This window comes from uncultured Prevotella sp. (assembly GCF_946407605.1).
In the GTDB taxonomy this organism is placed as follows: domain Bacteria; phylum Bacteroidota; class Bacteroidia; order Bacteroidales; family Bacteroidaceae; genus Prevotella.
In genome coordinates, this window is sequence record NZ_CAMJOS010000031.1 from 20,324 (window position 1) to 42,654 (window position 22,331).

14 protein-coding genes are annotated in these 22,331 nt (G+C 51.7%); 6 read left to right on the forward strand and 8 right to left on the reverse strand.

The window, feature by feature from the left end:
- The first annotated feature begins 20 nt into the window (after positions 1 to 20).
- From lysA to Q0R57_RS11800, 3 genes are read left to right on the forward strand one after another with little or no spacing between them, the layout of a single operon-like run.
- Positions 21 to 1,178: a diaminopimelate decarboxylase gene (lysA, locus tag Q0R57_RS11790; RefSeq protein WP_294747860.1), complete on the forward strand. Its 1,158-nt coding sequence runs from the start codon at positions 21 to 23 to the stop codon at positions 1,176 to 1,178.
- Positions 1,175 to 2,125 carry a hypothetical protein gene (locus Q0R57_RS11795; protein ID WP_294747863.1) on the forward strand — a complete coding sequence of 317 codons (951 nt, stop codon included), beginning with the start codon at positions 1,175 to 1,177 and terminating at the stop codon, positions 2,123 to 2,125. Before lysA ends, Q0R57_RS11795 begins: the two co-directional genes overlap by 4 nt.
- On the forward strand, positions 2,122 to 4,086 hold the full coding sequence (locus Q0R57_RS11800) for a fructose-1,6-bisphosphatase (protein WP_294747866.1): 1,965 nt from the start codon (positions 2,122 to 2,124) through the stop codon (positions 4,084 to 4,086). The genes Q0R57_RS11795 and Q0R57_RS11800 overlap by 4 nt, the downstream gene beginning before the upstream one ends.
- Positions 4,087 to 4,220: 134 nt before the next feature.
- On the opposite strand, the gene dapA is transcribed toward Q0R57_RS11800, so the two are convergent.
- Positions 4,221 to 5,108, reverse strand: a complete 888-nt coding sequence (gene dapA, locus Q0R57_RS11805) for a 4-hydroxy-tetrahydrodipicolinate synthase (protein WP_294747868.1) — start codon at positions 5,106 to 5,108, stop codon at positions 4,221 to 4,223.
- Between the two features lie 597 nt (positions 5,109 to 5,705).
- Here dapA and Q0R57_RS11810 point away from each other — a divergent pair.
- Positions 5,706 to 7,085: a hypothetical protein gene (locus Q0R57_RS11810; RefSeq protein WP_294747870.1), complete on the forward strand. Its 1,380-nt coding sequence runs from the start codon at positions 5,706 to 5,708 to the stop codon at positions 7,083 to 7,085.
- 43 nt (positions 7,086 to 7,128) lie between these two features.
- Here the strand turns inward: Q0R57_RS11810 and Q0R57_RS11815 are convergent, their stop codons facing one another.
- The gene (locus tag Q0R57_RS11815) at positions 7,129 to 9,036 is read right to left on the reverse strand and encodes a PAS domain-containing sensor histidine kinase (RefSeq protein ID WP_294747871.1); all 1,908 of its coding nucleotides are present in this window, start codon (positions 9,034 to 9,036) and stop codon (positions 7,129 to 7,131) included.
- Positions 9,037 to 9,066: 30 nt separating this feature from the next.
- Positions 9,067 to 11,001, reverse strand: coding sequence for a PAS domain-containing sensor histidine kinase (locus tag Q0R57_RS11820; RefSeq protein ID WP_294747873.1), 1,935 nt, complete (start codon positions 10,999 to 11,001; stop codon positions 9,067 to 9,069).
- A gap of 174 nt (positions 11,002 to 11,175) precedes the next feature.
- On the opposite strand from Q0R57_RS11820, the gene Q0R57_RS11825 reads away from it, so the two are divergent.
- Complete coding sequence (locus Q0R57_RS11825) at positions 11,176 to 11,799, forward strand: flavodoxin family protein (RefSeq protein WP_294747874.1); 624 nt, start codon at positions 11,176 to 11,178, stop codon at positions 11,797 to 11,799.
- 9 nt (positions 11,800 to 11,808) lie between these two features.
- Here Q0R57_RS11825 and Q0R57_RS11830 read toward each other — a convergent pair whose 3' ends face one another.
- Genes Q0R57_RS11830 through Q0R57_RS11840 form a run of 3 tightly spaced genes read right to left on the reverse strand, consistent with a single transcriptional unit; the run spans position 11,809 to position 17,302 of the window.
- Positions 11,809 to 13,146, reverse strand: coding sequence for a TolC family protein (locus Q0R57_RS11830; RefSeq protein ID WP_294747875.1), 1,338 nt, complete (start codon positions 13,144 to 13,146; stop codon positions 11,809 to 11,811).
- A 36-nt stretch (positions 13,147 to 13,182) separates the two neighbouring features.
- Positions 13,183 to 16,266, reverse strand: a complete 3,084-nt coding sequence (locus Q0R57_RS11835) for an efflux RND transporter permease subunit (protein WP_294747877.1) — start codon at positions 16,264 to 16,266, stop codon at positions 13,183 to 13,185.
- Between the two features lie 16 nt (positions 16,267 to 16,282).
- Positions 16,283 to 17,302, reverse strand: a complete 1,020-nt coding sequence (locus tag Q0R57_RS11840; RefSeq protein ID WP_294747880.1) for an efflux RND transporter periplasmic adaptor subunit — start codon at positions 17,300 to 17,302, stop codon at positions 16,283 to 16,285.
- A 161-nt stretch (positions 17,303 to 17,463) separates the two neighbouring features.
- Between Q0R57_RS11840 and Q0R57_RS11845 the strand changes: the two genes are divergently transcribed.
- The gene (locus Q0R57_RS11845) at positions 17,464 to 18,342 is read left to right on the forward strand and encodes a helix-turn-helix domain-containing protein (RefSeq protein WP_294747882.1); all 879 of its coding nucleotides are present in this window, start codon (positions 17,464 to 17,466) and stop codon (positions 18,340 to 18,342) included.
- Positions 18,343 to 18,363: 21 nt separating this feature from the next.
- Here the strand turns inward: Q0R57_RS11845 and Q0R57_RS11850 are convergent, their stop codons facing one another.
- Entirely contained in the window at positions 18,364 to 20,457 is a 2,094-nt protein-coding gene (locus Q0R57_RS11850; RefSeq protein ID WP_294747884.1) for a hypothetical protein, read from the reverse strand.
- A 402-nt stretch (positions 20,458 to 20,859) separates the two neighbouring features.
- Positions 20,860 to 22,331 (reverse strand): DUF3987 domain-containing protein (locus Q0R57_RS11855; protein WP_294747886.1); only part of this gene is annotated, 1,472 nt, incomplete at its 5' end.

Here is a 22,331-nt window from a genome sequence, read left to right on the forward strand (position 1 = left end):
CCAACACACAAACACAAATTATGAAAGGTATTTTCCCGGTAGATAAGTTTGCAGACATGCGGACTCCTTTCTACTATTATGATATAGATCTGTTGCGTAAGACGTTGGAGGCTATCAACGATGAAGCCCGCCGTCACGAAGGCTTCTGTGTGCACTATGCCATCAAGGCCAATGCCAATCCCAAGGTGCTGCGTGTCATCCGACAGGCTGGTCTTGGTGCCGACTGCGTGAGCGGTGGCGAGATTGAGGCTTCCATCAAGGCAGGCTTTCCCGCCTCGAAGATTGTTTATGCAGGTGTTGGTAAAAGCGACTGGGAAATAAACCTCGGACTTGACAACGACATTTTCTGTTTCAACGTAGAGAGCATCCCCGAGTTGGAGGTCATCAACGAGTTGGCTGCCAAGAAGGGTAAAGTGGCAAATGTGGCATTCCGTCTTAATCCTAACGTCGGTGCCCACACCCATGCTAATATCACCACGGGTCTTGCCGAGAATAAGTTCGGCATTGCCATGCGCGATATGTTCGACGTCATCGAGAAGGCTGACAGTTTGAGTAATGTCAGCTTTGTGGGACTGCACTTCCACATCGGCTCTCAGATTCTCGACATGGGCGACTTCCAGGCACTCTGCAACAGGGTTAACGAGTTGCAGCAGCAGTTGGAGAGCCGTCGTATCATTGTCAAGCATATCAACGTCGGTGGCGGACTGGGTGTCGATTACGAACATCCCAACCGCGTGCCCATCCCCGACTTCAAGGCCTACTTCGACACCTTCGCCAAACGACTCAAGCTGCGTCCAGGACAGACGCTCCACTTTGAGTTGGGTCGTGCCGTCGTAGCACAATGTGGCAGTCTCCTTACGCGTACCTTATATATTAAAGAAGGAGCCACCAAGAAGTTTGCCATTGTCGATGCCGGCTTCACCGACTTGATTCGCCCTGCGCTCTATCAGGCCTACCATAAGATTGAGAATATCTCCAGCGACGAAGCACCCGAGACCTACGATGTGGTAGGTCCCATCTGCGAATCCACGGATGTGTTTGCCAAGCAGATCGACCTGAATGCCACCAAGCGTGGCGACCTGCTGGCTATCCGTTCTGCTGGTGCCTATGGCGAGATTATGGCGTCGCAATACAACTGCCGCCCCTTGCCTGTAGGTTATATTAGTGATGAGTTATGATGAAAGTTCTGCACATCTTTCCCAAGGACGACCACACCAATGCACGTTATGTGGCCCTTCTGGCAAAAGCCTTACCAGAAAGTATAGAATCGCTGTTGGCTGACGACCCCGTCATCGCCAAGAAGATGTGCAAGGACCATCACCCCGACATTGTACATATCTATGGCAATGGACGTTATGAGGTAACGGGCCGTAGGGTCATTTCGCCCTGCGGCACCACCTTCGACCCTCAGCAGTCCTACTATGCCGTCATCGCCCGCAGTCCGTTGGAAGCCGAATCGCTGTTCGAACAAGAGGTGAAACGTGTGGAGATTATCCGTAATCCTCTCGTCACTAAGACTGCAAGCTTTGATGAGACGGCCCAGAAGATGGCTTATGTCTATCAGAAAGTGATGGACTCCAACCCTTGGCCCCTCATCGACGATGCCACCCGTTCGCTGCTGTTCCTGCTGCTGAAGGTGGCTATTTGTGGCGACAAGCGTTGGGTTTCTGGATCTTCCGTATCAACTCAGGATGTCAATTTCCGTCTGCTGTACCACTATGCTGAAAAGGAAAACATTCTTTCCATAGTGCAAAAGGGACTTGCCATCATGGGCATAGACGAACCCCAGCATCAGAAGATAGCCTGTTATATGCCCGACAGCTACACCGTGCCTGTAACGATGGCAGGTCAGGATATTGTAGCGATGCTCCACGATATTCAGAAACATGGGCTCTCGCTGCTCAGGATAGTCAACGTGTTCGAGGCGCTTCATGATTCTCGTCTCAACGAAGACCAGCTACTGAATATGCTTGAAACGGAAGAACTACTCATGCTGTTCCGCAGCATCCTGTCCATAGCCCAAGAACTGCTGTCGCTGGAAGAAGGATTTATGCCCTGCGAGCCCTTAGATAATAACGAAACCCGCAAACTGAAAGACAACATCATCAATCACTTACGACTATGAAAACCGACTTGCGTTACCTTCATCTACTATCAAACACCTATCCCACCGTTGCCGATGCGGCCAGCGAGATCATCAATCTCGAAGCCATACAGAATCTGCCCAAAGGTACTGAGCATTTCCTGGCCGACCTTCATGGCGAGCATGAGGCCTTCATCCATGTGTTGAAGAATGCCTCAGGCAACATCAAGCGTAAGGTCTCCGAAATCTTTGGTAATACCATTCGCGAAAGCGAGAAGAAAGAGCTCTGCACGCTGATCTACTATCCCGAGCAGAAGCTCGAGCTGATCAAAGCCGGTGAGGAGGATTTGGACGACTGGTATCGCATCACCATTCATCAGTTGGTGCGGGTGTGCCGTGATGTGTCAAGCAAATACACACGTTCTAAGGTTCGTAAGAACCTGCCCGAGGAATTCTCTTATATCATCGAGGAGCTGCTGCACGAACGTACTGACGACCAGGACAAGGCTGCCTATGTAGCCGTCATCGTCGATACCATCATCTCTACGGGGCGAGCCGACGATTTCATCATTGCTATCTGTAATGTCATACAGCGTCTGGCCATCGACCAGCTGCATATCCTGGGTGATATCTTCGACCGAGGCCCTGGTGCCCATATCATCCTCGACACCCTGCGCCAGTATCACTCGTGGGACATCCAGTGGGGCAATCACGACATCTTGTGGATGGGTGCCGCCGCTGGCAACGATGCCTGCATCTGCAATGTGTTACGCCTGTCGCTGCGCTATGCCAACCTGGCCACCCTCGAAGAGGGTTATGGTATCAACTTGGTGCCGCTGGCCACCTTTGCACTCGAGACCTACGGCGACGATCCCTGCGAGGAGTTCGAACCCGTATTACTCAAGGACGACGGTAAGCTCGACGAGAAGACCCGCCACCTCATAGCCAAGATGCACAAGGCCGTCTCTGTGCTGCAGTTCAAGACCGAGGCCCAGATATTCCATCGCCGTCCTGAATGGCAGATGGAAGACCGCAACCTGATAGAGAACATCGATTTCGACAATCAGGTGTGTACTGTCGATGGCGTGAAGCATCCTATGAAGTCATGCCTGTTCCCCACCATCATCCCTGACAACCCGTCGCAGCTCACTGCTGAGGAGGAAGCCCTGATGCGTAAGTTACATCACTCGTTCCGTGTCAGCGAGAAGTTGCGCAAGCATATCCGCACCATCCTGAGTCATGGCTGCATGTACACCATCTGCAATCAGAACCTGCTGTTCCATGCTTCTATCCCTCTCAACGATGACAGCACCCTCAAGCCTGTGACTATCATGGGAAACAGCTATACGGGTCGTGAGCTGTTGGATGTCATTGGTCAGACCATCCGTTCTGCCTTCCAGAACGATACCCCTGCCGATCAGAAGGCTTACGCCAAGGACTACTTCCTCTATCTGTGGTGCGGCAAGGACTCTCCTCTATTCGATAAGTCGAAGATGGCCACCTTCGAACGCTATTTCCTCTCCGACAAGGAAACGTATCATGAGGAGAAAGGCAACTACTTCAAACTTCGTGATTCTGCCGAGGTGTGCGACCGTATCCTCGATGCCTTCGAGGTGAAAGGTCCCAATCGTCATATCATCAATGGCCACGTACCCATTCATGTGTCGAAGGGCGAGAATCCCATCAAAGCCAGCGGACGCCTGATGGTCATCGATGGCGGCTTCTCCGAGGCCTACCATAAAGAGACAGGTATTGCAGGCTACACACTCGTCTATCATAGCCGTGGCTTCCAACTCGTACAGCACGAGCCGTTTACCAGTGCCCGAGATGCCATCATGAGAGGCACCGACATCAAGTCCACCACACAGATTGTGGAGATGTCTGCCCACCGCATGCTGGTTGCCGACACCGACAAAGGCGAGGAGCTCCGCACCCAGATTGCCGAACTCAAGGACCTCCTCTACGCCTATCGTCACGGCATCATCAAAGAAAAGCGCATATAACAAAAATATAAGGAGACCAATCGGTCTCCTTTTTTTTTCCTTTTTTACCTTTGGTCTATCCTCCTTCCACTTTCCTCTTTCCTCCCTTCACCTTTCACCCTTCTCCTTTGTTCTGTCCTCCCTTCACCTTTCACCTAAATTTTGAGTTCCCTCATCAGTTCACTCATGCGCTGCAGCGTAGAGATGCGAGTGGGCACCAACGGCAGTCGCAGCACGTTCTCTATGAAGCCCATCTCGTGCAGCATCGCCTTCACACCGGCAGGATTGCCATCGACGAAGAGCAGCGAGAACAAATCAGTAAATCTGTGGTGAATAATGCGGGCAGGATCATATTCTCCCTTCATCTGCAGACGAATCATCTTCGAGAACTCCTTAGGCAGCGCATTGCCAATCACCGAGATAACACCCACTGCACCACAGCTCACCATGGGGAATGTCAGCGAGTCGTCACCAGAGATCACGTCAAAGTCCTTCGGCTTGTTCTTGATAATCTCATCCACCTGCTCCAGATTGCCGCTGGCCTCCTTGATGGCTACAATATTCTTGCAGTCACGAGCCAGGCGCACCGTTGTCTCTGCCTTCAGGTTCACACCCGTTCTTCCTGGAACATTATACAGAACTACGGGCAATGATGTTGCAGCTGCTATGGCTTTGAAATGCTGGTAGAGACCCTCCTGCGAAGGTTTGTTATAATAAGGACAAACACTCAGAATGCCGTCGATACCCTTGAAGTCGCCAGTCTGCAACTCCTCTATCACGGCACGGGTGTTGTTTCCGCCGCAACCCATCAGAATAGGTACGCGAGCCTGCACCTTGTCTACCACTAAATCCTTGATTTTCTGCTTCTCCTCCTTGGTCAGAGTGGGCGTCTCGCCTGTTGTTGCCAGAATGCAAAAGAAGTCTGCACCGTTTTCCAACTGATAGTCAACCAAGCGCAATAATGCTTCGTAATCCACGGAGCCGTCCTGCTTAAACGGTGTCACGAGCGCTATGCCCAAACCCTTGAAGATATTATATACCATAGTCTTACGTCAAATTCGCATGCAAAGGTACTATTTTTTTTCGGAATAACATAGAAAAATGCAAAATAATAACAAATAAACACCACGAATTGAAAGTTTATACAAGAAATACAACCTCTTCCTCCAAGGCTACATAATATTATTGAAAACGAGCCATAATCTCACAAACGAGATTATAGCTCAATTTTTACTATTTGGGAACTCTGCGTTCACATGGTAACAGCTGTAAACGTAACCAGTTTATTGAGGGATACGCTGTTGATTTCTGCTGTGATTCTGATAACCACCTGCAATGTCATTGAGCTGTTCGTCATTGAGCTCCACTTTCTTCTTGTTCTCTTCTGTTTTCATGTTTGTAATGCTAAATTGATTTCTGTTGACAAAGATACAAAGAAGTGGTGAAATTACTTCTACGAAAGCGTTAAACAATCTTAATTGATGGTTGAAATTGGAAGAAACATTAGTGTTTGTTTAGGTTTGTTTGTACTTTTGCAGTAGTAAATTCTAATTTAAAATCCAAAGAAAATGAAGAACTATCTATTACCTGTTGCGTTAGCTTTTGGAACTGTATTAAACTTTATGTCATGTTCCAAGGAAATGACTACAATCACTTATGAAGACGTGCAGAAACAGACCTACGCTGCCAATTTCGTAGCAAAGTATGGTGAAATCAAGTCAGACCAGTCGTGGGACTTCTCTACAGGAGACCGCATGTTGGCTACTCGTGGTTTCACAGCCATCAAGACGCAGGTCTTGGATCAGGGTATCGACTTTGGCGACGTGTCGAATATCCAGTCGGTAGTCAAGGATAGAAATTGGCTTCATACTGAAATTCAGATTCCTGGTAACGTAGAGAAAAACGCACAGTTGCTCAATGCTATGGTGAAGGCTCTGCCCGAGGCTAAAGCGAAGACAGGAAAGCCCGCTGTACTGGTGGCTCCCTCCAATGGTTTCTATATCTTCCCATTTTTCAGTGGTGGCTGTCTGACCTATGACCTGATGGTGAAGGTTGGTGATGAGGAACCCGTTAAGGTGTTTAGCAAGGACTGGATTAACTTCCAGACCATCAACGGCATGCCGAAGGATACTGTCTATGCCGATGGCGGCACTGTCAACATGAAGGGCATCTATATTGAGGCTCCCGTGGGCACACGTGTGGAGGTTTATATCGACAATATTTTCTGCCACACATCAGCTGCAGGCAACGCATACGAGAAGCCCTTCCCCTCGCCTGCTGGAACCACTAACGGACGCGCTATCTATGTGGAACTTGACGAGGACGTGATGCCTGAGTTGGATGGCATCGAGCTGAAGGAGAATGCCGTGGTGAAGTACATCGGTATTGAGGATATCGCAGAAGGCAGACCTAACGGAATGAATTCCGACAACGACTTCAACGACGTGGTTTTAGCTGTTGTGGGTAATCCAGACGTGCCCCAGGAGAAGGTTATCACCAAGGATAGGTACGAGGTGAAGACCTGCAAGACCAAGCGCTATATGATTGAGGACCTCGGTGCCACCGACGACTTCGACTTCAACGATGTGGTGGTAGATGTGGAGGACTACACCGTAGAGATCCACCAGGTGACCCGCGAGAATGGTGTTATCAAGACCGACGAGGTGATTGAGACCACTTCTGCTCCCAGCCAGGCCATTATCCGCGCCATGGGTGGTACCATTGACTTCGAGTTGACTATCGGCGAGACGAAATGGGTGAAGAGCGAGAACAACTTCGACGTGAAGACGATGTACAACACGCAGGGCGATGTGGACTACAACAAGGAACTGGCTGTGTTTGAGGTTAAAGGCTACGACTACAATGCCAATAACGTAGGCATCAGGGTGAAGGGTCAGGACGGCCTGCTGTTCGACATCAAGTTCCCCAAGGCTGGCGAGGCTCCGATGATCATTGCCGTTGACCCCTCACAGCAATGGATGAAAGAGCGCGTCAGCGTGCCCAGCGAATGGTTCTATTAATTCGTACAGACAATTCACAAAAATAAATCCTGGTGCAAAAGCATCAGGATTTATTGTTGAGTGGTATCCACATCCAGAACACGGAGCCCTTACCCTTGCCTTCTGATATCACGCCGATATCGCCATGACAGGCGTCGGTGAAAGCCTTACAGATAGAGAGTCCTAGACCGGTGCCCTGCACAAAATCATCGACCTTGAAGAAACGTTCGAAGATCTTGGCTTGAGACTCTGGTGAGACGCCATCGCCCGTATCCTCACAGTAGACATACAAGCCCTCACGTCGCACGCCCTCACTGGTTCTGGCCTTCGTGCTGTAGCCCAGTTTAATATATCCCTCGTGGGTATATTTCACGGCGTTGGTGACGAAGTTGGTGATGACCTGCGACACACGTTCGACATCGACAATGATTGGAAGCGTGTCGTAAGGATTGTCTTTCAGGAACTCCACACTCGGATTCTGCACCCTGGGCTTCAACGACTCGAACAGCTCGTTGAACGTCTTGGCAAAGTCCACATTGACGGGCCTGATATCCATTTCTCCCGACTCCAGCGATGAGGCTGTGAGGATATCGTTCATCAGGCGCAGCAGCATGTCGCAGTTATTCTTGATAATCTGGATGATTTCTTTTTTCTCGTCAGCGGCAGTCAGCGACGTCAGCACTTCCGAGAAGCCCACAATGGCATTGATAGGTGTGCGAATCTCGTGCGTCATATTAGCCAGGAACAAACTCTTCATACGTCCTGACTCGTGGGCACGGTTTGTCTCGTTGCGCAGCTGGTCCTGCTTACGCAGCAGGTCGTTAATATTACGCCATACGCCAAAGGCACCCAACAGTTTGCCGTTCTTGTCGAATTCGGGGATACAGTTGATCTGCACCCACTGCAAGTCTGAGCTCTGCGTCACTACCGGATACAGCTGACCTGTATAAACCAGTGGCTTCTTCAGGGTCTCAGAGAGGTTGGACAGCGCCTTGACAAAATCATGATTCTGATCAACGAAGATATTCTGCAGCTGACTCAAGTCGATGGAACGCACCACGGTGTTCAGACCATTATAGAACTCCAGGGTGTTGCGCTCCAGACTGATACGCCAGGTCATCATCTTCGAAGCCTCCAACATATAGCGCAACTCGGCCTCATAGTTCTTGATGGCCTCGTTCATCTTCTTCATCCTGGCATCGTTCTCCATCACGTTGAGATACATGTTACGCTCCTCAGTCACATCGTTGGCTGTCACCGAGATATACATCAGTTTGCCATTCTCGTCGTAGATGGGGTGCACGCTGATTTCCAGATACACACGCATCTCTCGCTCAGGAACGATACTCAGCGAGCAGGCCCAGTAGTCGTCAGGATGGTCACGGTCGAGCACCTCGTTAAAGGGCATGACGTCGAAGAGGTTCACGTTAGAGAAAAACTCGTCGCGTGTGTCGCTGTCGAAATGACATATCTTACGCATGATGCGGTTGGCATCCAAGAGCCAGCCTTCAGGCGAATAGAACGACATGCCGATGATGGAGTTCTCGAAGATGGACCTGTAGCGCTCCGACAACTGCTCCACCTCGCGTTCCTTCTGTTTCACCTCTGTCTCGTCAGTCAGCGTGGCGATGATGTTCACCGGCTTGCCATCTTCATATTCGGCTATGGCGCGTCCATACATATCGTGCCATTCGGGCTCGCCCGTTCCCGAATAGTTGTAGTCCCAGCGATAATGGCACTCGCCAACTTTGTCGGTGCCGTCTTTCAGTCGCTCAACGAAGGTGCGGAACCGTTCTCTGTCGTCGGGATGTATATAGGTGTAACACTTCTCTATACCCACATTATTGCCGAACATCGCCTTTCCGTGCAGGTCATACACGATGTTGTCCTTCAGGTCAAGACACATCACGTGATTGCCGCTGATGTTGAGCGCCATCATCATAGCCTGCTGCTCGTCAAACATGATATTCATATTCAATTCTCAATTTTCACCTTTCACCTTTCAATTCTCTCTCTTCCTTTCAATGACAGTGGCTGTGCAAGGTATCGACACCCACACGCTGGTGCCCTTACCATAGTCTGACTGCAGCTCGATGGTGCCGCCCATCTGCTGGGCCAGCAGCTTCACGATGGCCAGGTCGAGGCCAGAGCCCAGCAGTCCCCCACCCTCACGACGTGTGAAGTGGTCGAAGATGTGGGTCGCCACCTCTGACGTGAATCCGCCACCTGTATCTTCGATGCGGATGGTCAGCTCGCCGCGGTGATACTCATAGCTGGCAGTAATAGTACCATGCTTGGTCGTCATGCAGGACAGATGGCACAGGCGCTGGATGATCATAGCCACATGATGGGCGTCGATTTCCAATACCAGCTTGTTGTAGCGCTGCGGGATGACAGGCTGCACGCCAGGTTGTTTGTCTGTCAGACCATTATGGCAATAGGCCTCGAAAGCAGAGGCAAAGTCCACCGTTTCCTTCTTATAGTCCTCCATATTGGCCTCCAGTCGCGAGATGTAAAGGATGTCGTTCACCACCAGCAGCAACTCGTCGGTGCTACTCTTGATCTGTTCGATGAAGAAGGGCTCGTCGCTCTCGTCATGCTCGCTTGTAAAGAGTCCCGCATAGCCAATGATGTTGTTCAGCGGCGTACGAATCTCATAGCTCATATTTGTCAGGAAGGCCTGCTTCAGCAGCTCTGTCTCCAGCGCCTTCTTCGTCTCCACAGCCAATCGCTGCTCGGTCTCCACCACGTCGGTAATGTCGCGATAGGTGCCAAAGTAGCGCTCCACCTCTCCCTTCTCATTGAGCATGGGCACCATGTTGAACAGCAGCCATATCTGCCGACCCTTCTTGTCGCGAATCTCTATCTCGATGGCCTGCATAATGCCGTGGGTGGTCAGGTGGTCCATCCTGTTCAACGCGCTGTTCACCGTTCTGCGGAAGCGCGGCGTGGCCAGTCGGATACAGCGCAGCTGCGACATGCGCAGCTTCTTTTTCGACTCGCGGTTGATGAGCTCGAAGGTATAGGAATGGGGATAGTAGTTCACCAGCTGCACACCGCTCACACTCAGGGCGTAATCGATGTTGGCGATATATTGCTTGATGCTGTCGGTACCCTGCTGCAGCTTCTTCAGACTGTCCTGCAGGCGATGGTAAGAGCCCACCATCTCCGTGATGTCGTGGCCCGACATATAGACACCCTCCAGCTCACCCTGTTCGTTGCGAATGGGGTTGATAGTCGACTCATAATACATCTTTCCCTTCAACCCGAACTCATCCAGACGGTATTGAGGGCGGTTGAAGTCGTTGAAGTCGATGACGCTGCTGGTCAGCGTATTGGTCATCTCTTCCAGAGGCACCGGCGTGAAGAAGGGGCTGTTCTTCAGGAGGAAGCTGCCGTCGAGCACCTGCTCACGATCTTTCACGTTAAACGACATGCAGGCACGTTCGTTCACTTCGGTCAGCACACCGTTCTTGTCGTAGTACAGCATGTCGAGCAGCGACGAGTTGAATATGGTATGATAACGCACCAGCAGCTGACTGATCTTCTGTCGGCGTTCATACTCCTCAGTCACGTCGTGCTGTATAGCCATCAACGAGGTGGGCAGTCCGTCGGCGCCTCGGCTCATCACCGAGAACGATATCTCATAATGTCGGCAGTCCGAATCCTTTTTCTCCCTACTCCTGCAGTTCACCTTTGCCGTATCCATCTTGCCTTCGCAGATGTCGAAGATCGTGGCACGCATGCTGTCCACGTCGTCGCGATGAAAGAACAGGGCAAAATCGGCAGGATTATATTCACGCTCATAGTCGCCCTCCTCCGACAGGTAGCAGAAATGGCGTGTCGTAGGGTCATAAAACCAGAGGCGCAGTTTACTGGTTTTCATAATCAGCGCCAAGCGAGCCTTCTGTTTCTTATTGTCAATATCTTGATTCATAAACAGGCTAATAGTTGTTCAGGTTTTACTTTTACTCGACAAAAATAAATGAAATTGAGCACATTTCAACTAAATACGACAAATTTTTAAGATTTGTTCACGTTTAAACAACCCTCAAATGGTGAGATTTTGCTATATTTGCACCCACAATAACTAAATAAATGCATTTGGAATATGGCAAAGGTTCTTTTGATTAACGGTAGTCCCAGAGACAACGGCAACACGATGACGGCGCTGAGCGAGGTGGCAAAGACACTTAACAGCGAGGGTATTGACACCGAGATTATCAGCATAGGCAAACAGGCCGTGCAGGGTTGCATAGCCTGTGGTATGTGTGGCAGAAACGGTGCGAAGTGCACGTTCCGCGACGACCTCTATTACAAGGTGTGGAGAGCCGTGAAGGACGGCATCGATGGCTTGGTGATAGGCTCGCCAGTATATTACGGAGGCCCTAATGGTTCGCTCTGTGCCCTACTCGACCGTGTGTTCTACTCGCTGGGGGCCGACCTGCGTTTCAAGCCTGGCGCCAGCGTGGTGGTGTGTCGCAGAGGTGGCGCCACGGCAGCCTTCGACCGTCTGAACAAATACTTCTCCATTCTGAATATGCCTATTGTCAGTTCGCAGTACTGGAACATCGTGTACGGACAGACGCCAGGACAGGCCGCAGACGATGAGGAAGGCATGCAGACCATGCGCACCTTGGGTCGCAACATGGCTTGGATGATTCGCAAGCTGAACATCGCCGAGGATGGTCACCCGCAATTAGAAAGCCCCGTGAGAACGAACTTCATCAGATAAGTAAATCCGTCACTGTCCAATGGATTGTCTGTATTCCAGCAATTTGTTCTGGTATTCGGCAAAGGCATCGGTATGCTTGTCGCACGCCTGCTGGTAGAGCAGCTGGGCTTCGAGGAGGTCGGACATTCTCGAGGTGCCGGCACGATAGTAGTCGCGATTCAGACGCAGGTTCTCTTCGGCCTGCTCTATGCTGCGTTGCGCCAGCTGTAGTTGTTGGTAGGCTTCCTCCACCTTGTTCTTCGAGTTCTGCATACGTATCTCCAGCAGTTCGGCATTGTCGGCCAACTGCTCTTGCGCCTGTTGATACGCTATCTTACGACGTTTTACAGCATGACTGCCGCCCCACCATTCTGAGATTGGCACGCTGACGGTGGCGAAGACCATGCCAAATGAGTGGTCACGTTCCAACAGATTATGATAGTTATAACCTGCACCCACGGCTACCGTCGGCAGGTTCTTACCAACAGCTAACTTCTTTTGGAGGTTGGCGGCCTCGACCTGTTTGTCTAACAGTTGATACTCAGGAGTCGTGTTTACATTAAACATTAAACATGAATCATTAAACTTTTCAGGCAAAGATGTTTGGAAGGTGATGATATACGACGTGTCGCGAAGGCCACAGTACTGCGATAACAATAGCTTGACGATGGAGATGCCGTTTTGCAGTTTCAGGCGCTGGCTCTCGATGTCGTTCTGTCGTAGTTGCACCTGCAGCAGGTCGTTACGCATAGCCACACCAGCCCGCACAGCCACATCCACATCTTTATAAATATCGCGCAGCAGCGTATCTACAGCATCGATGGTCTTCATCTTCTCCTGTAGCGAGGCCAACTGCCAGAAATACTGCTCGGCAGTCTTTTCCACCTCGTTTTCAGACAGTTGCAACTGCAGCCGACTCACCTCCTCGCCTACTTTGGCGAGTTTGTTGCCGTTGATAATCTGACCACCTGCAAAGACGGGTTGCACTGCCATCAGCGAGCCAATGGTGCCGTTTTTCATCATCGAGATGCTGATGGGGTTATTCAAGGCTGCAAGGGCTTCTACAGGTAGCATCTGTGCCAGAGTAGCCCCTATCTCTGGGGAAATCATACCCGACGGATCGATGTCCATCTGTGCCATACCCTTGTTGGCATTAAACCACAGGCCTGTGCCGCTGACGTTGGGGAAGTACTTTGTAAATGCCTCCTTGCGCTGCTGTTGTGCAACTTCTACGTCGTATTTTGCGCTGCGCAAGGCAAAGTTGTTGTGCAGGGCAGAGTCCTTGATCTGCTCCAATGTGTATGGTTGCTGGGCTGCAACAAAATCGCAGCATACCGAACAAACTATGATTGCAAATATCTTTTTCATCGCGGTAGCAAATTTTTCACTTTTACTATTCACTTTTCACTTAGTATTTACCTTCCAATAAACAACAGGCAGCATGGTGACTACCATGATGAGCGAGCCGATACCACCGGCGAAGATAGTAACACCCACTGGCATCCAGAACGAGCTCTGGGCGATAATCATTGGCACCACACCAACGGCAGTAGTGGCTGTGGTGAGGAAGATGGGCACCATGCGGCGCTTGCCTGCCTCATAGGCCGCCTGCTTCACAGGCACACCTTTCTTTGTCAGATCATTGGCATGTTCGAAGATAAGTATCTCGTTACGCATAATCATTCCCATCAGTGTGATGACACCCATCACGGAGGTAAGTCCCAACGTGCGGTCCATAAGTCCTAGACCAATGAGGGCACCAGGAATCATAAGTCCGAGGGCGGCGATGCAGACCAACGTGATGCCGTACTTCTTGAAGTTGAACAACAGGAAGAAGAACACGATAATCATCGAGATGGCTACACCACCAAAGATCTGCGGCAACGACTCCTTATTGTATTCTATCTCGCCACCCACCTCGGCTCGTACGCCTTGGGGCAGGTCTATCTCATTCTCCATGATTTCTGCCACACGTGTCTCCACAGGAGCAGCATAGACGCCCTGAGCAAACTGCGCCGTCACTGTGATGCAGCGTTCTCCACCACGATGCATGATGCGACTCTCCGTCCACTCGGGCTGCACCTTGGCAATCTGACGAAGAGGAACCGTGGTGTTAATTGAGAATTGAGAGTTGAGAGTTGAAAGTTGAGAAGCGGCCATCGACAAGGGCGATGCAATGCCCAGGTTCTCGACATCCGAGAAGTTCATGTTGGCAGTATCTTTGACGACGATAGGCATCTCGTAATCATCAGCCCACACCTGTCCTACGCGCAGGTCGCCAGTGGCGCTGTTGATGGCAAGGGATGCTGTGGCTCGGGTGATGCCCAGTTGCGAGGCAGCCACAGGGTCGAGCTCCACATTCATCATCGGATAAGGCTGCAGGAAGTCGGTATGTACCCACTCCAGCTCCGGCATCTGGCGCATGCGGTCCATCAGACGCTCTGCTGCTACATGTAGCGAGTCGAGGTCTTCGCCATAGAAACGATACTCCATCTCGGGCACCATCAGGTAGTCGAGGCGTTTGAAGCGTACATAGGCCTCGGGGAAAGCCTCGCTGAGCATGGGCTGATAGCGGGCCAGCAGTTGGAGCGTAGCATCCTGCGACTGGGTGTTGACGATGAGCTGGGCGAAGTTCTTTCCTGCCATCTGGGGCGCATAGCACACCATGAAACGGGGTGATGAGCAACCCAAGAACGATGTGATGCATTTCACCTGTTCGTCGCGTTCCAGCACGTGGCGTACGGAATCGGCCACCTCTCGTGCATCAGCCAGTCCCTTTCCGTCGGGCAGGAAAATCTCTACGGCAAACTGGTCGCGGTCAGCGTATGGAAACTGACGTATCTTCAATGAATTCACAATCAAACTTGATAACGCTATCACGCAGAGACCACCACAGATGGTGAGCCACGGGCGACGGAAGGTAAAGTTAAGCACATGATTATAAGTACCTTGTACCCACTTGGTTATAGCATTTCCTCCAGTCTTTACTTTATCGGGTTTTATAATCAGTACCTCGAGGAACGGGATAACTGTTACAGCCAGGAAGAGCGACACCATCAGGTTGATAGTAACTGTCCAGGGGAAGTCCTCAATGGCATCGTGGAAGGCTCCCTTCATCGTGATGAGCAGAGGGAAGAAAATGACGCTGATACATAGCGTGGCCAGCATCATTGGCATGAAGTACTGACGGGCCGAATCGATAGCAGCACGCTTGGGTTCGTAGCCCTTACCTAAGTACTCCAGATAACCGTCTATGACTACGATAGAGTTGTCGACCACCATTCCCAGCACAACGATAAGGGCTGCCAGCGTGACGGTGTTGAGTTCGATGCCTGCCGCATACATCACAGCCACAGAGATAAACGTACTCAGCGGAACGGTGATGGCCGCCACGATGGCGCTTCTGATGGGGAACAGCACCATCATCACAAGGATGATTATCAACATTGAGATGAGCAGGTCGCGCAGGAAGTCACTCACACTCAGTCCTACCACCTTCGGCTGGTCGGCGATGCGGGTCAGCGTGACGTCATCAGGCAGTTCCGTAGCCCTGTATTCGTTCAGCACCTTATCCACATCCTTGCCATACTGCACGATATTGTTGCCAGGATTCATCTCCAGCGAGAGCAGGATACAGCGATGTCCGTCCTGTTCGATATAACCGTTAGAGGTGTCGTATTCTCGCACCACACGGGCCACATCGCGAACACGTACCACCTTGCCCGTCACGGGGTCGCTGAAGATAATCTGATTGGCTATCTCCTCCTCCGAGTTATCTGTCGCCTCAATATGGATGGGTGTCTGCTGGCGGTCGGTATTGATGCTGCCACTCATGGTGGTCAGACCCTGTGCCTGCAACTGTGTAAAGAGCATCTGCTGTCCAATGCCGTAGGCCTGCAAGCGCTGACGGTCTATGTAGAGCGAAATCTGTTCTTTCTGTTCACCAAACACCTTCACGCTGGCCACCGAGGGGATGCGCCTTAGGCGGTCTCCCAACTGGTCGGTATAGCCCTTCAGCTCACGGTAGCTGCGCTCCGGACTCTCGATGGCGATAAGCAGTGCCGAGGTGTTGCCAAAGTCGTCGTTGGCGATGAGTGCCAGCACGCCTCCAGGCAACTGCTGTTTGAAGAGGTTCAGGCCGTGCTTGATCTTCGACCACACCTCGTCCTTGTTGTTCACGTCGTCATTCAGCTCCACCATCACGATACACATGCCGTTCTGACTCTGCGTGGTGGTCTTGTTACGCTTCACCTCCTTATAGGTAAAGAGATAGCGCTCCAGCGGACGCGCCACCTGCTGCTCCACCTCTTCTGAAGTAGCGCCAGGATATACCGCCACCACCACGCCCTGGCGGATGGTAGCCTGTGGGAACTCATCCTTTGGCATATCCCACATGCCGAAAATGCCCAGCACAAACAATATGCCTACAATGAGTAATGATATCGAGTAATGCTCCAACGGCCATCGGAGCCAATCCATCTTCTTCATAACTTTCAACTTTCCACTAGAAGATCACTTTCGTGTTTTCACTCAGTTTCTGATACCCCTCAGTCACAATGCGATTACCATCGCTGATGCCATCGGTGATGATGATGCGGTTGCCTGCAGTCTCGCCAGTAGTCACCGCCGTGCGATGCGCCGTACTGTCGCCGCTTATCGTCCATACAAACAGGCTACCATCGGCCTTCCTCTGCACCGCCGTCACAGGCACCGCCAACTGTCCCGTATGCTGCGACTGAGTCGCAGCGAACAGGACGCTGGCCACCATCCCTGGCAACAGCTTCCGCTCGCCATTTGCCACATTAATTCTTATATCGTAGGTGTGCGTCAGCGCATCGGCCTGTACGCCCTTTTCTATCTTGCCTCCAGAGAAAGTGCCATTCACAGCCTCTACCTTTATAGTAGAAGAGGTGTTAGCGCTAATGCCGCTTATCTCAGCCTCGGGGATAGCCACCTTCACCTTCACTGTCGATATGTCGAGGATGCTGACTACCGCCTGCGAAGGCATAGCCGTCTCGCCAGCACCTACTAAGCGCTTACCAACGATGCCGCTAACGGGAGCCACGAGTCTGCAGTCGGCAAGGTTCTTCTTTGCTACTTCGAGTTGCGACTTCGCCTGAGCCACCTTGCTCTGAATATCCACCCACTGCACCTCGGGCAGCGAGCCTGCGTCGTGCAACATCTTATAACGCTCCAATGCATCGTTGGCCTGCGCCATCTGCGCCTCGGCACCACTCAACAGGTTGCGGGCCTGCGTGTCATCCATCTCGGCTATCAGCTGACCTTTGGCTACAGCCTGTCCTTCGTTCACCAGCATACGTTTCACCACACCCATGCTGGTAAAACTCACCGCGGTAGCCTCGCACTCTTCCACAATACCCACATACGTTTGTCCGTTGGTACTTGTGGCTGTCTGCACCACCTCTGTCTTCACTCTAATAGGAGCCTTCGTGGCTTGTTCCTGTTTGCTTGTACAGCTGCATATCAGCATCACGCCCAGCAGCATCAAAATACTCTTCTTCATAACTAAACTATAATTTTGGGGACAAAGATAGTGTAAAATCAGACATAATCGATGTTTAATTTCGTCTATTTTGTTATCGTTTTGACGTGAATAGGTGAAATATAACATAAATAATTCCAAATAAGACATTGTTTTTGTGGAATAATGACTACATTTGCAGCATGAAACAGCATGAAGAAGTAACATTTCAGACATTAGCCAACAATGAGGACATCCAGATTGGCTATTCCGACAACGACATTGTGGTGATTGATAGCATTCAGCAATTCAACGAGGTCAATACCGCTCATGTGGCCATGAACGCCATCGTCATCTGCACCAACGGCAAGGTACAGGCACGTTTGAATGGCATTCAGATGGAACTGCACAAGAACCAGGTGGCCATCGTACCCCAGAATGTCACGGCGACGGATGTGATGGTCAGTCCCGACTTCAACCTGAAGGCTATGTTTCTCACCAACCGCATCCTACAGAGTTTCCTGCATGAAAAGATGAATGTGTGGAACGACATGATGTATGTTCATCGTAATCATATCGTCACGATGGACGAAGACGAGATTCTCTTCTACACCCACTTCTACGACATGCTCACGCTGGCCATCGAGCGAGGCAAGGAGAATCCTTATCACACAGAAATCATCCAGGCCCTGCTGCGCTCTGCCATCCTCGGCCTTTGCGGTGCCATGAAGTGGATGCTGTCGTCAAACCATCACGAGACGCATACCACAGACACCCACTTCCAGCGTTTCCTCGACCTACTCCACTCTACCGACGTGAAGCATCGCACCGTTGAGGCTTACGCCAACGACCTGTGTATTTCTCCCAAATACTTGACAGCGATATGCAAGAAACATTCGGGCAGAACGGCCAACGAGTGGATAACGGAACATGTGCTGGAGGACATACGCTACTACCTGAAGCAGACCGACCTGAGCATGAAGCAGATTTGCGACCAGCTGGGATTCCCCAATCCTTCGTTCTTCGGCAAATACGTCAAAGACCATTTCGGCATGACTCCGATGGAATTCAGAAACAACTGAACCTCCACCCGGGACATTATATTACTTTATTACCACCTTTTTATTTCCGTAGATATACAATCCTTTCTGCGTTGGTTTCCCTTCGAGTTTTACACCATTTATAGTATACCAGGCGTTAGCCCTTTCTGTGATTTCTGTGATTTCTGTGTGACCTATTTTCGTCTGTGTGCCTTGCTCGTCAAAATTCAGGTTGATATCTCGCACCTGGGCCGAGGCACCATTCAGGCGGAACAGGGCGCGGCAGGAGCCGAGTGTCATGTCCGCGTTGGGATAATACAGCGTGTTGGCAGCTCCGAGATAAAGCACGCTCTTGTCGTTAGCGTCGAGACTGACGGGGCTGTAGGAGCCGACGAAGCGGACGGCACCGTCGCTGCTCTCCACAGGTGTGGGCGAGGCGTTGCTGACGGTGATGCCAGTGAAGAGGGGATTGGTGAGGTGGCTGTCGGGAGTGGGCACGTGGCCCTGCAGGCTCAACTCGGCGAGAGCAAAATAATCATCAGACGCTACGAAGTGGAAGTACTGATAGAGGCCTGGATTCTGCACGTTGTAACCTTTGGCCGCATAACTGCTGTTGGGCAAAGCATCGTTGCCATTCGAGTTTGCGTTGCGGCTGTCAATGGCCGTCCATCCGTCACCCGCATTTTTCTTGGCATAGAGCGTCCATTCCGTAGGATTTATATAACTATCGATATAACCAGTGGTGAGCGTGTAGCCTGTCACATAGACGGGTGTACCGGTCTGGAAGTCGCAGTAGTTACCTTTCTTTCCAATCCAATAAGAACGTTTATCCCCATCCAACAGATAGTTTGCTGGGCATAGCGACGTCTCAGAATACGTTCCTCCCGTGTAGCTCAGTCCGGGCGACGTCACGTCCTCGCTCGTCTGCAACTTCTTCACGATGTACGGCTTGCCGGCCTCGATGCCGTCGGAGGCCTTGAAGTTGAGGTAAAGCGTGCCGTCGCCGTCGAGGTACGAGGCTGAGCCGTCCAGCTCCATCACGGTGAAGCCTTCCAGCGGCGTGCCCGTGAGCGAGGCCAACGAGAAGGGCAGACACAGCGTGTTCCAGTCGCCGTCACGGTAGAGGGTACGCCCGTAGAGCGAGACACTGGTCGTGGCAGCAAAGCCGCTGATGTCGTTGTCGGCGGTGTCGTAGAGGATGTCTGCACCCGTCAGCGTCACGTCGTTCAGCACACTCGCGTCGGCGATGGTGCCGACATAGACGTTTCCGTCGCTGCCGAGGAATGATTTGGCGAGGGTGACACTGCCGCCGTAACTGCTGGAGGTGATGCTGGTGGCGGTGTTCGCCCAGCTGAGGTTGATGCCGTTGTAGCCGTACATTCCCTTTTTGTCGGTACCGCCCGTGGCCGTGACGTTGCCGCCCGTGACGCTGAGCGTGCCCATCGAATAGATGCCGTTGCCGTTGAGCGTCGAAGTGCCGCTGACCGTGCCGCCTGCGATGGTCAGGTTGCCGTTGGCCTGTATGCCGTTGCTGGCGCGGCCCGTGGACGTGACAGTACCGCCGTAGATGCCTAGGGCTTTCATGGCGTAGATGCCCGCATTGCCCGCGTTGATGACGAGCTGCCCCCTACTGCCCAACTGTCCATAGATGTTCATGGGCTTATCTACTTCTATGCCGTCGGTCTGCGTCGTGGTCTCGATGGTGAGCTTCGCGCCGTCCAGCAAAATAAGGTTCACGGTCTTGTCCAGGAACTTGAGTTTTGTCAGGCTGACGTCGCCATAGACGGCGTACCATCCATCATACGAGGAATTGCCTAGCGTCACGTTACCGCTACTCACGATGAACTTGTAGTCCGAGCAGCTGGCCGTCTGGCCGTTGGTGCCGATATAGCTGATGGTGCCGTAGTCCTCGCTGCAGCGGGTGCAGATGTGGTCTTCGCCGTAGATGTGGCCGAGGGCGGCGACTTCGTTGTACCGCTCCGTCGCGCCGCAGCGGTTGCAGGTGTGCTCGTCGTAGCTGGCCGTGGTGCAGGTGGCGTCGGTGTGCGTCGCGTCGCCCCAGTCGTGGCCGAGGGCGGGAATAGATACATTATTATTAGCTTTATCGCACCTCAGGCACTTAAAATCACCAAACCCACTCCTAATACAATTTGGCATCGCATCTACTCTTAAACCTCCTGTGTAATCATAAGACCTGTCTGAATAATAATTAGTTGAATAATTGCAGTATTCACACGTCAAATAAACTTTGAATGCCTTGGCCGTAGCGGCGAAGGCGATTAGTAAAATGGTACCAATAAGTCTGTGAATTGTTTGTAAATTTGCCATTATGGTTGTTGTTTAAATTGTTAATGGTCGGGTTGATTAACCTGATCACATGTTGTCTTTTCCATGTGTGTAAATAACACACAGCTTTCGGTCTGCAAAGGTACGAAAAAATCCCACACCTTTCAGCAGATGTGGGACAATTTTAAGAAGAATTAGGAAATCACCCGTCACCCGTCACCTTTCGAAAAACGTTAATGACACGTGACACTCATGACACACATGACACGCGGATTATGTTTTCCTATACCTCTTCGATTCTAACAGGGCAATCAGACCTTGGTTCTTCCAGTTCTTCAACATCTGACGCACGCTGTTACGTGATACCGTTGCGCCTTTCACGGCTACGCTCTGCTGCATGGCCTGCTCAAAGGTAAACTCCACGTCGAGACGCTCAAAGATGCTGTCGTTTCTGCCGTTGCGCTTGCGCTCACCGTTGCCGGCATAGTCGCGACTGGCAAAGGCGTTCTCTATGCGGTCGCGGAAGAAGAAGAGGGCGTTCTCCATCAGCGAGTCGGCTATCACGTCGTAGGCCTGCAACAGCTGTGGTGTCTGTGTCTTCAGCAGCTGTTCCTTCCACAGGTCCGGATATTGCTTTAGCTGGCTTTCGGCACCGCTGAGTCCGTATTTCCGAATCAGCGTCTCGCACACCTTACAAAGCATCAGGCAACATGTCATTCGCTGGGCGGTGACGCAGATGCGCATACGCTGTCGGGCCTTGGTACGGTCGTCGTTCATCATCGCCTCCAGACGAATCTTCTCCAGCCATTCCCTACCCTTCGCCTCCAGCTTGGGCAACACCACCTCGCCCTGCATCAGCGGCAGCAGATGGGCTATCTGCTGGATGCGCTCCTCTTGTTGCGGCGTGAGGTTGCTGGGGTTATCGTCCAGCTTCGTATAAGTATTGTCGGGCGTGCGGGCTACGGCCACACGGCTCTGGAAACCGTCAGTATAGTTGTTGATGACGCGATACAAGGCATCGGGTGTGCCACACATCACCACGTTCCATAGCAGGTGCTTGATATGCACATTGACTGCATCCACGCTCTTGGCTCGGCGTTCATACTTGCTGCCGTCGTAGCTCTGGCGCAGCATCACCGAGAAGTCACTCACACTCGATTTCCATTTCTGCGCCACCGTGTCGGCCTCGGGCGTAAACGAGAAGGCGTGCTTGCCCTCTGTGTTTGCCAGCTGTTGAGCCAGATTGGCTACGGTGTTGTTCAGCGTCAGGTTGCGTATGGGCAGCATAGGTTCCTCGGGCTGCTCCTTCTTGTTCACCGACGCCTTTTTCTTCCTACGCCATTCGTCCTCTTGGTTGGTGTACATATCGTCCATTGCCTGCACCTCGCTCATCCACGCTTCTATCACGGGGTCTATGTCGCCCTTTCCGCTGGCAAAGTCACCGGCGATATAGGCAATCAGGTTCAGGCCGCGCTTCTTACCGTGCACGTCGAGCACCACGCCTGTGGCCAGGGCTCCGATGGCGGGACAGATGGCCGTCAACATCGGCATTGTAAGCGCAGGACCAACAGCCTCTATGCTCTCACGAATGCCCTGGGGCATTTTGCGAGTTGAAAGTTCTTCGCCGAGCGAAGCGGCAGAGCCGAGCGGAGAATTGAAAGTTGAAAGTTGCTCATCTTCTGCGCTTTCCACATCTTCCATCTTACCTCTTCCATCAGACATCGATAGTGCATTCAGCACATTCC

Bases quoted from the DNA above. Each gene is read 5' to 3' on its own strand.
- lysA (WP_294747860.1), top strand. From the start codon at position 21: ATGAAAGGTATTTTCCCGGTAGATAAGTTTGCAGACATGCGGACTCCT.
- Q0R57_RS11795 (WP_294747863.1), top strand. From the start codon at position 1,175: ATGATGAAAGTTCTGCACATCTTTCCCAAGGACGACCACACCAATGCA.
- Q0R57_RS11800 (WP_294747866.1), top strand. From the start codon at position 2,122: ATGAAAACCGACTTGCGTTACCTTCATCTACTATCAAACACCTATCCC.
- dapA (WP_294747868.1), bottom strand. From the start codon at position 5,108: ATGGTATATAATATCTTCAAGGGTTTGGGCATAGCGCTCGTGACACCG.
- Q0R57_RS11810 (WP_294747870.1), top strand. From the start codon at position 5,706: ATGACTACAATCACTTATGAAGACGTGCAGAAACAGACCTACGCTGCC.
- Q0R57_RS11815 (WP_294747871.1), bottom strand. From the start codon at position 9,036: ATGAATATCATGTTTGACGAGCAGCAGGCTATGATGATGGCGCTCAAC.
- Q0R57_RS11820 (WP_294747873.1), bottom strand. From the start codon at position 11,001: ATGAATCAAGATATTGACAATAAGAAACAGAAGGCTCGCTTGGCGCTG.
- Q0R57_RS11825 (WP_294747874.1), top strand. From the start codon at position 11,176: ATGGCAAAGGTTCTTTTGATTAACGGTAGTCCCAGAGACAACGGCAAC.
- Q0R57_RS11830 (WP_294747875.1), bottom strand. From the start codon at position 13,146: ATGAAAAAGATATTTGCAATCATAGTTTGTTCGGTATGCTGCGATTTT.
- Q0R57_RS11835 (WP_294747877.1), bottom strand. From the start codon at position 16,266: ATGAAGAAGATGGATTGGCTCCGATGGCCGTTGGAGCATTACTCGATA.
- Q0R57_RS11840 (WP_294747880.1), bottom strand. From the start codon at position 17,302: ATGAAGAAGAGTATTTTGATGCTGCTGGGCGTGATGCTGATATGCAGC.
- Q0R57_RS11845 (WP_294747882.1), top strand. From the start codon at position 17,464: ATGAAACAGCATGAAGAAGTAACATTTCAGACATTAGCCAACAATGAG.
- Q0R57_RS11850 (WP_294747884.1), bottom strand. From the start codon at position 20,457: ATGCCAAATTGTATTAGGAGTGGGTTTGGTGATTTTAAGTGCCTGAGG.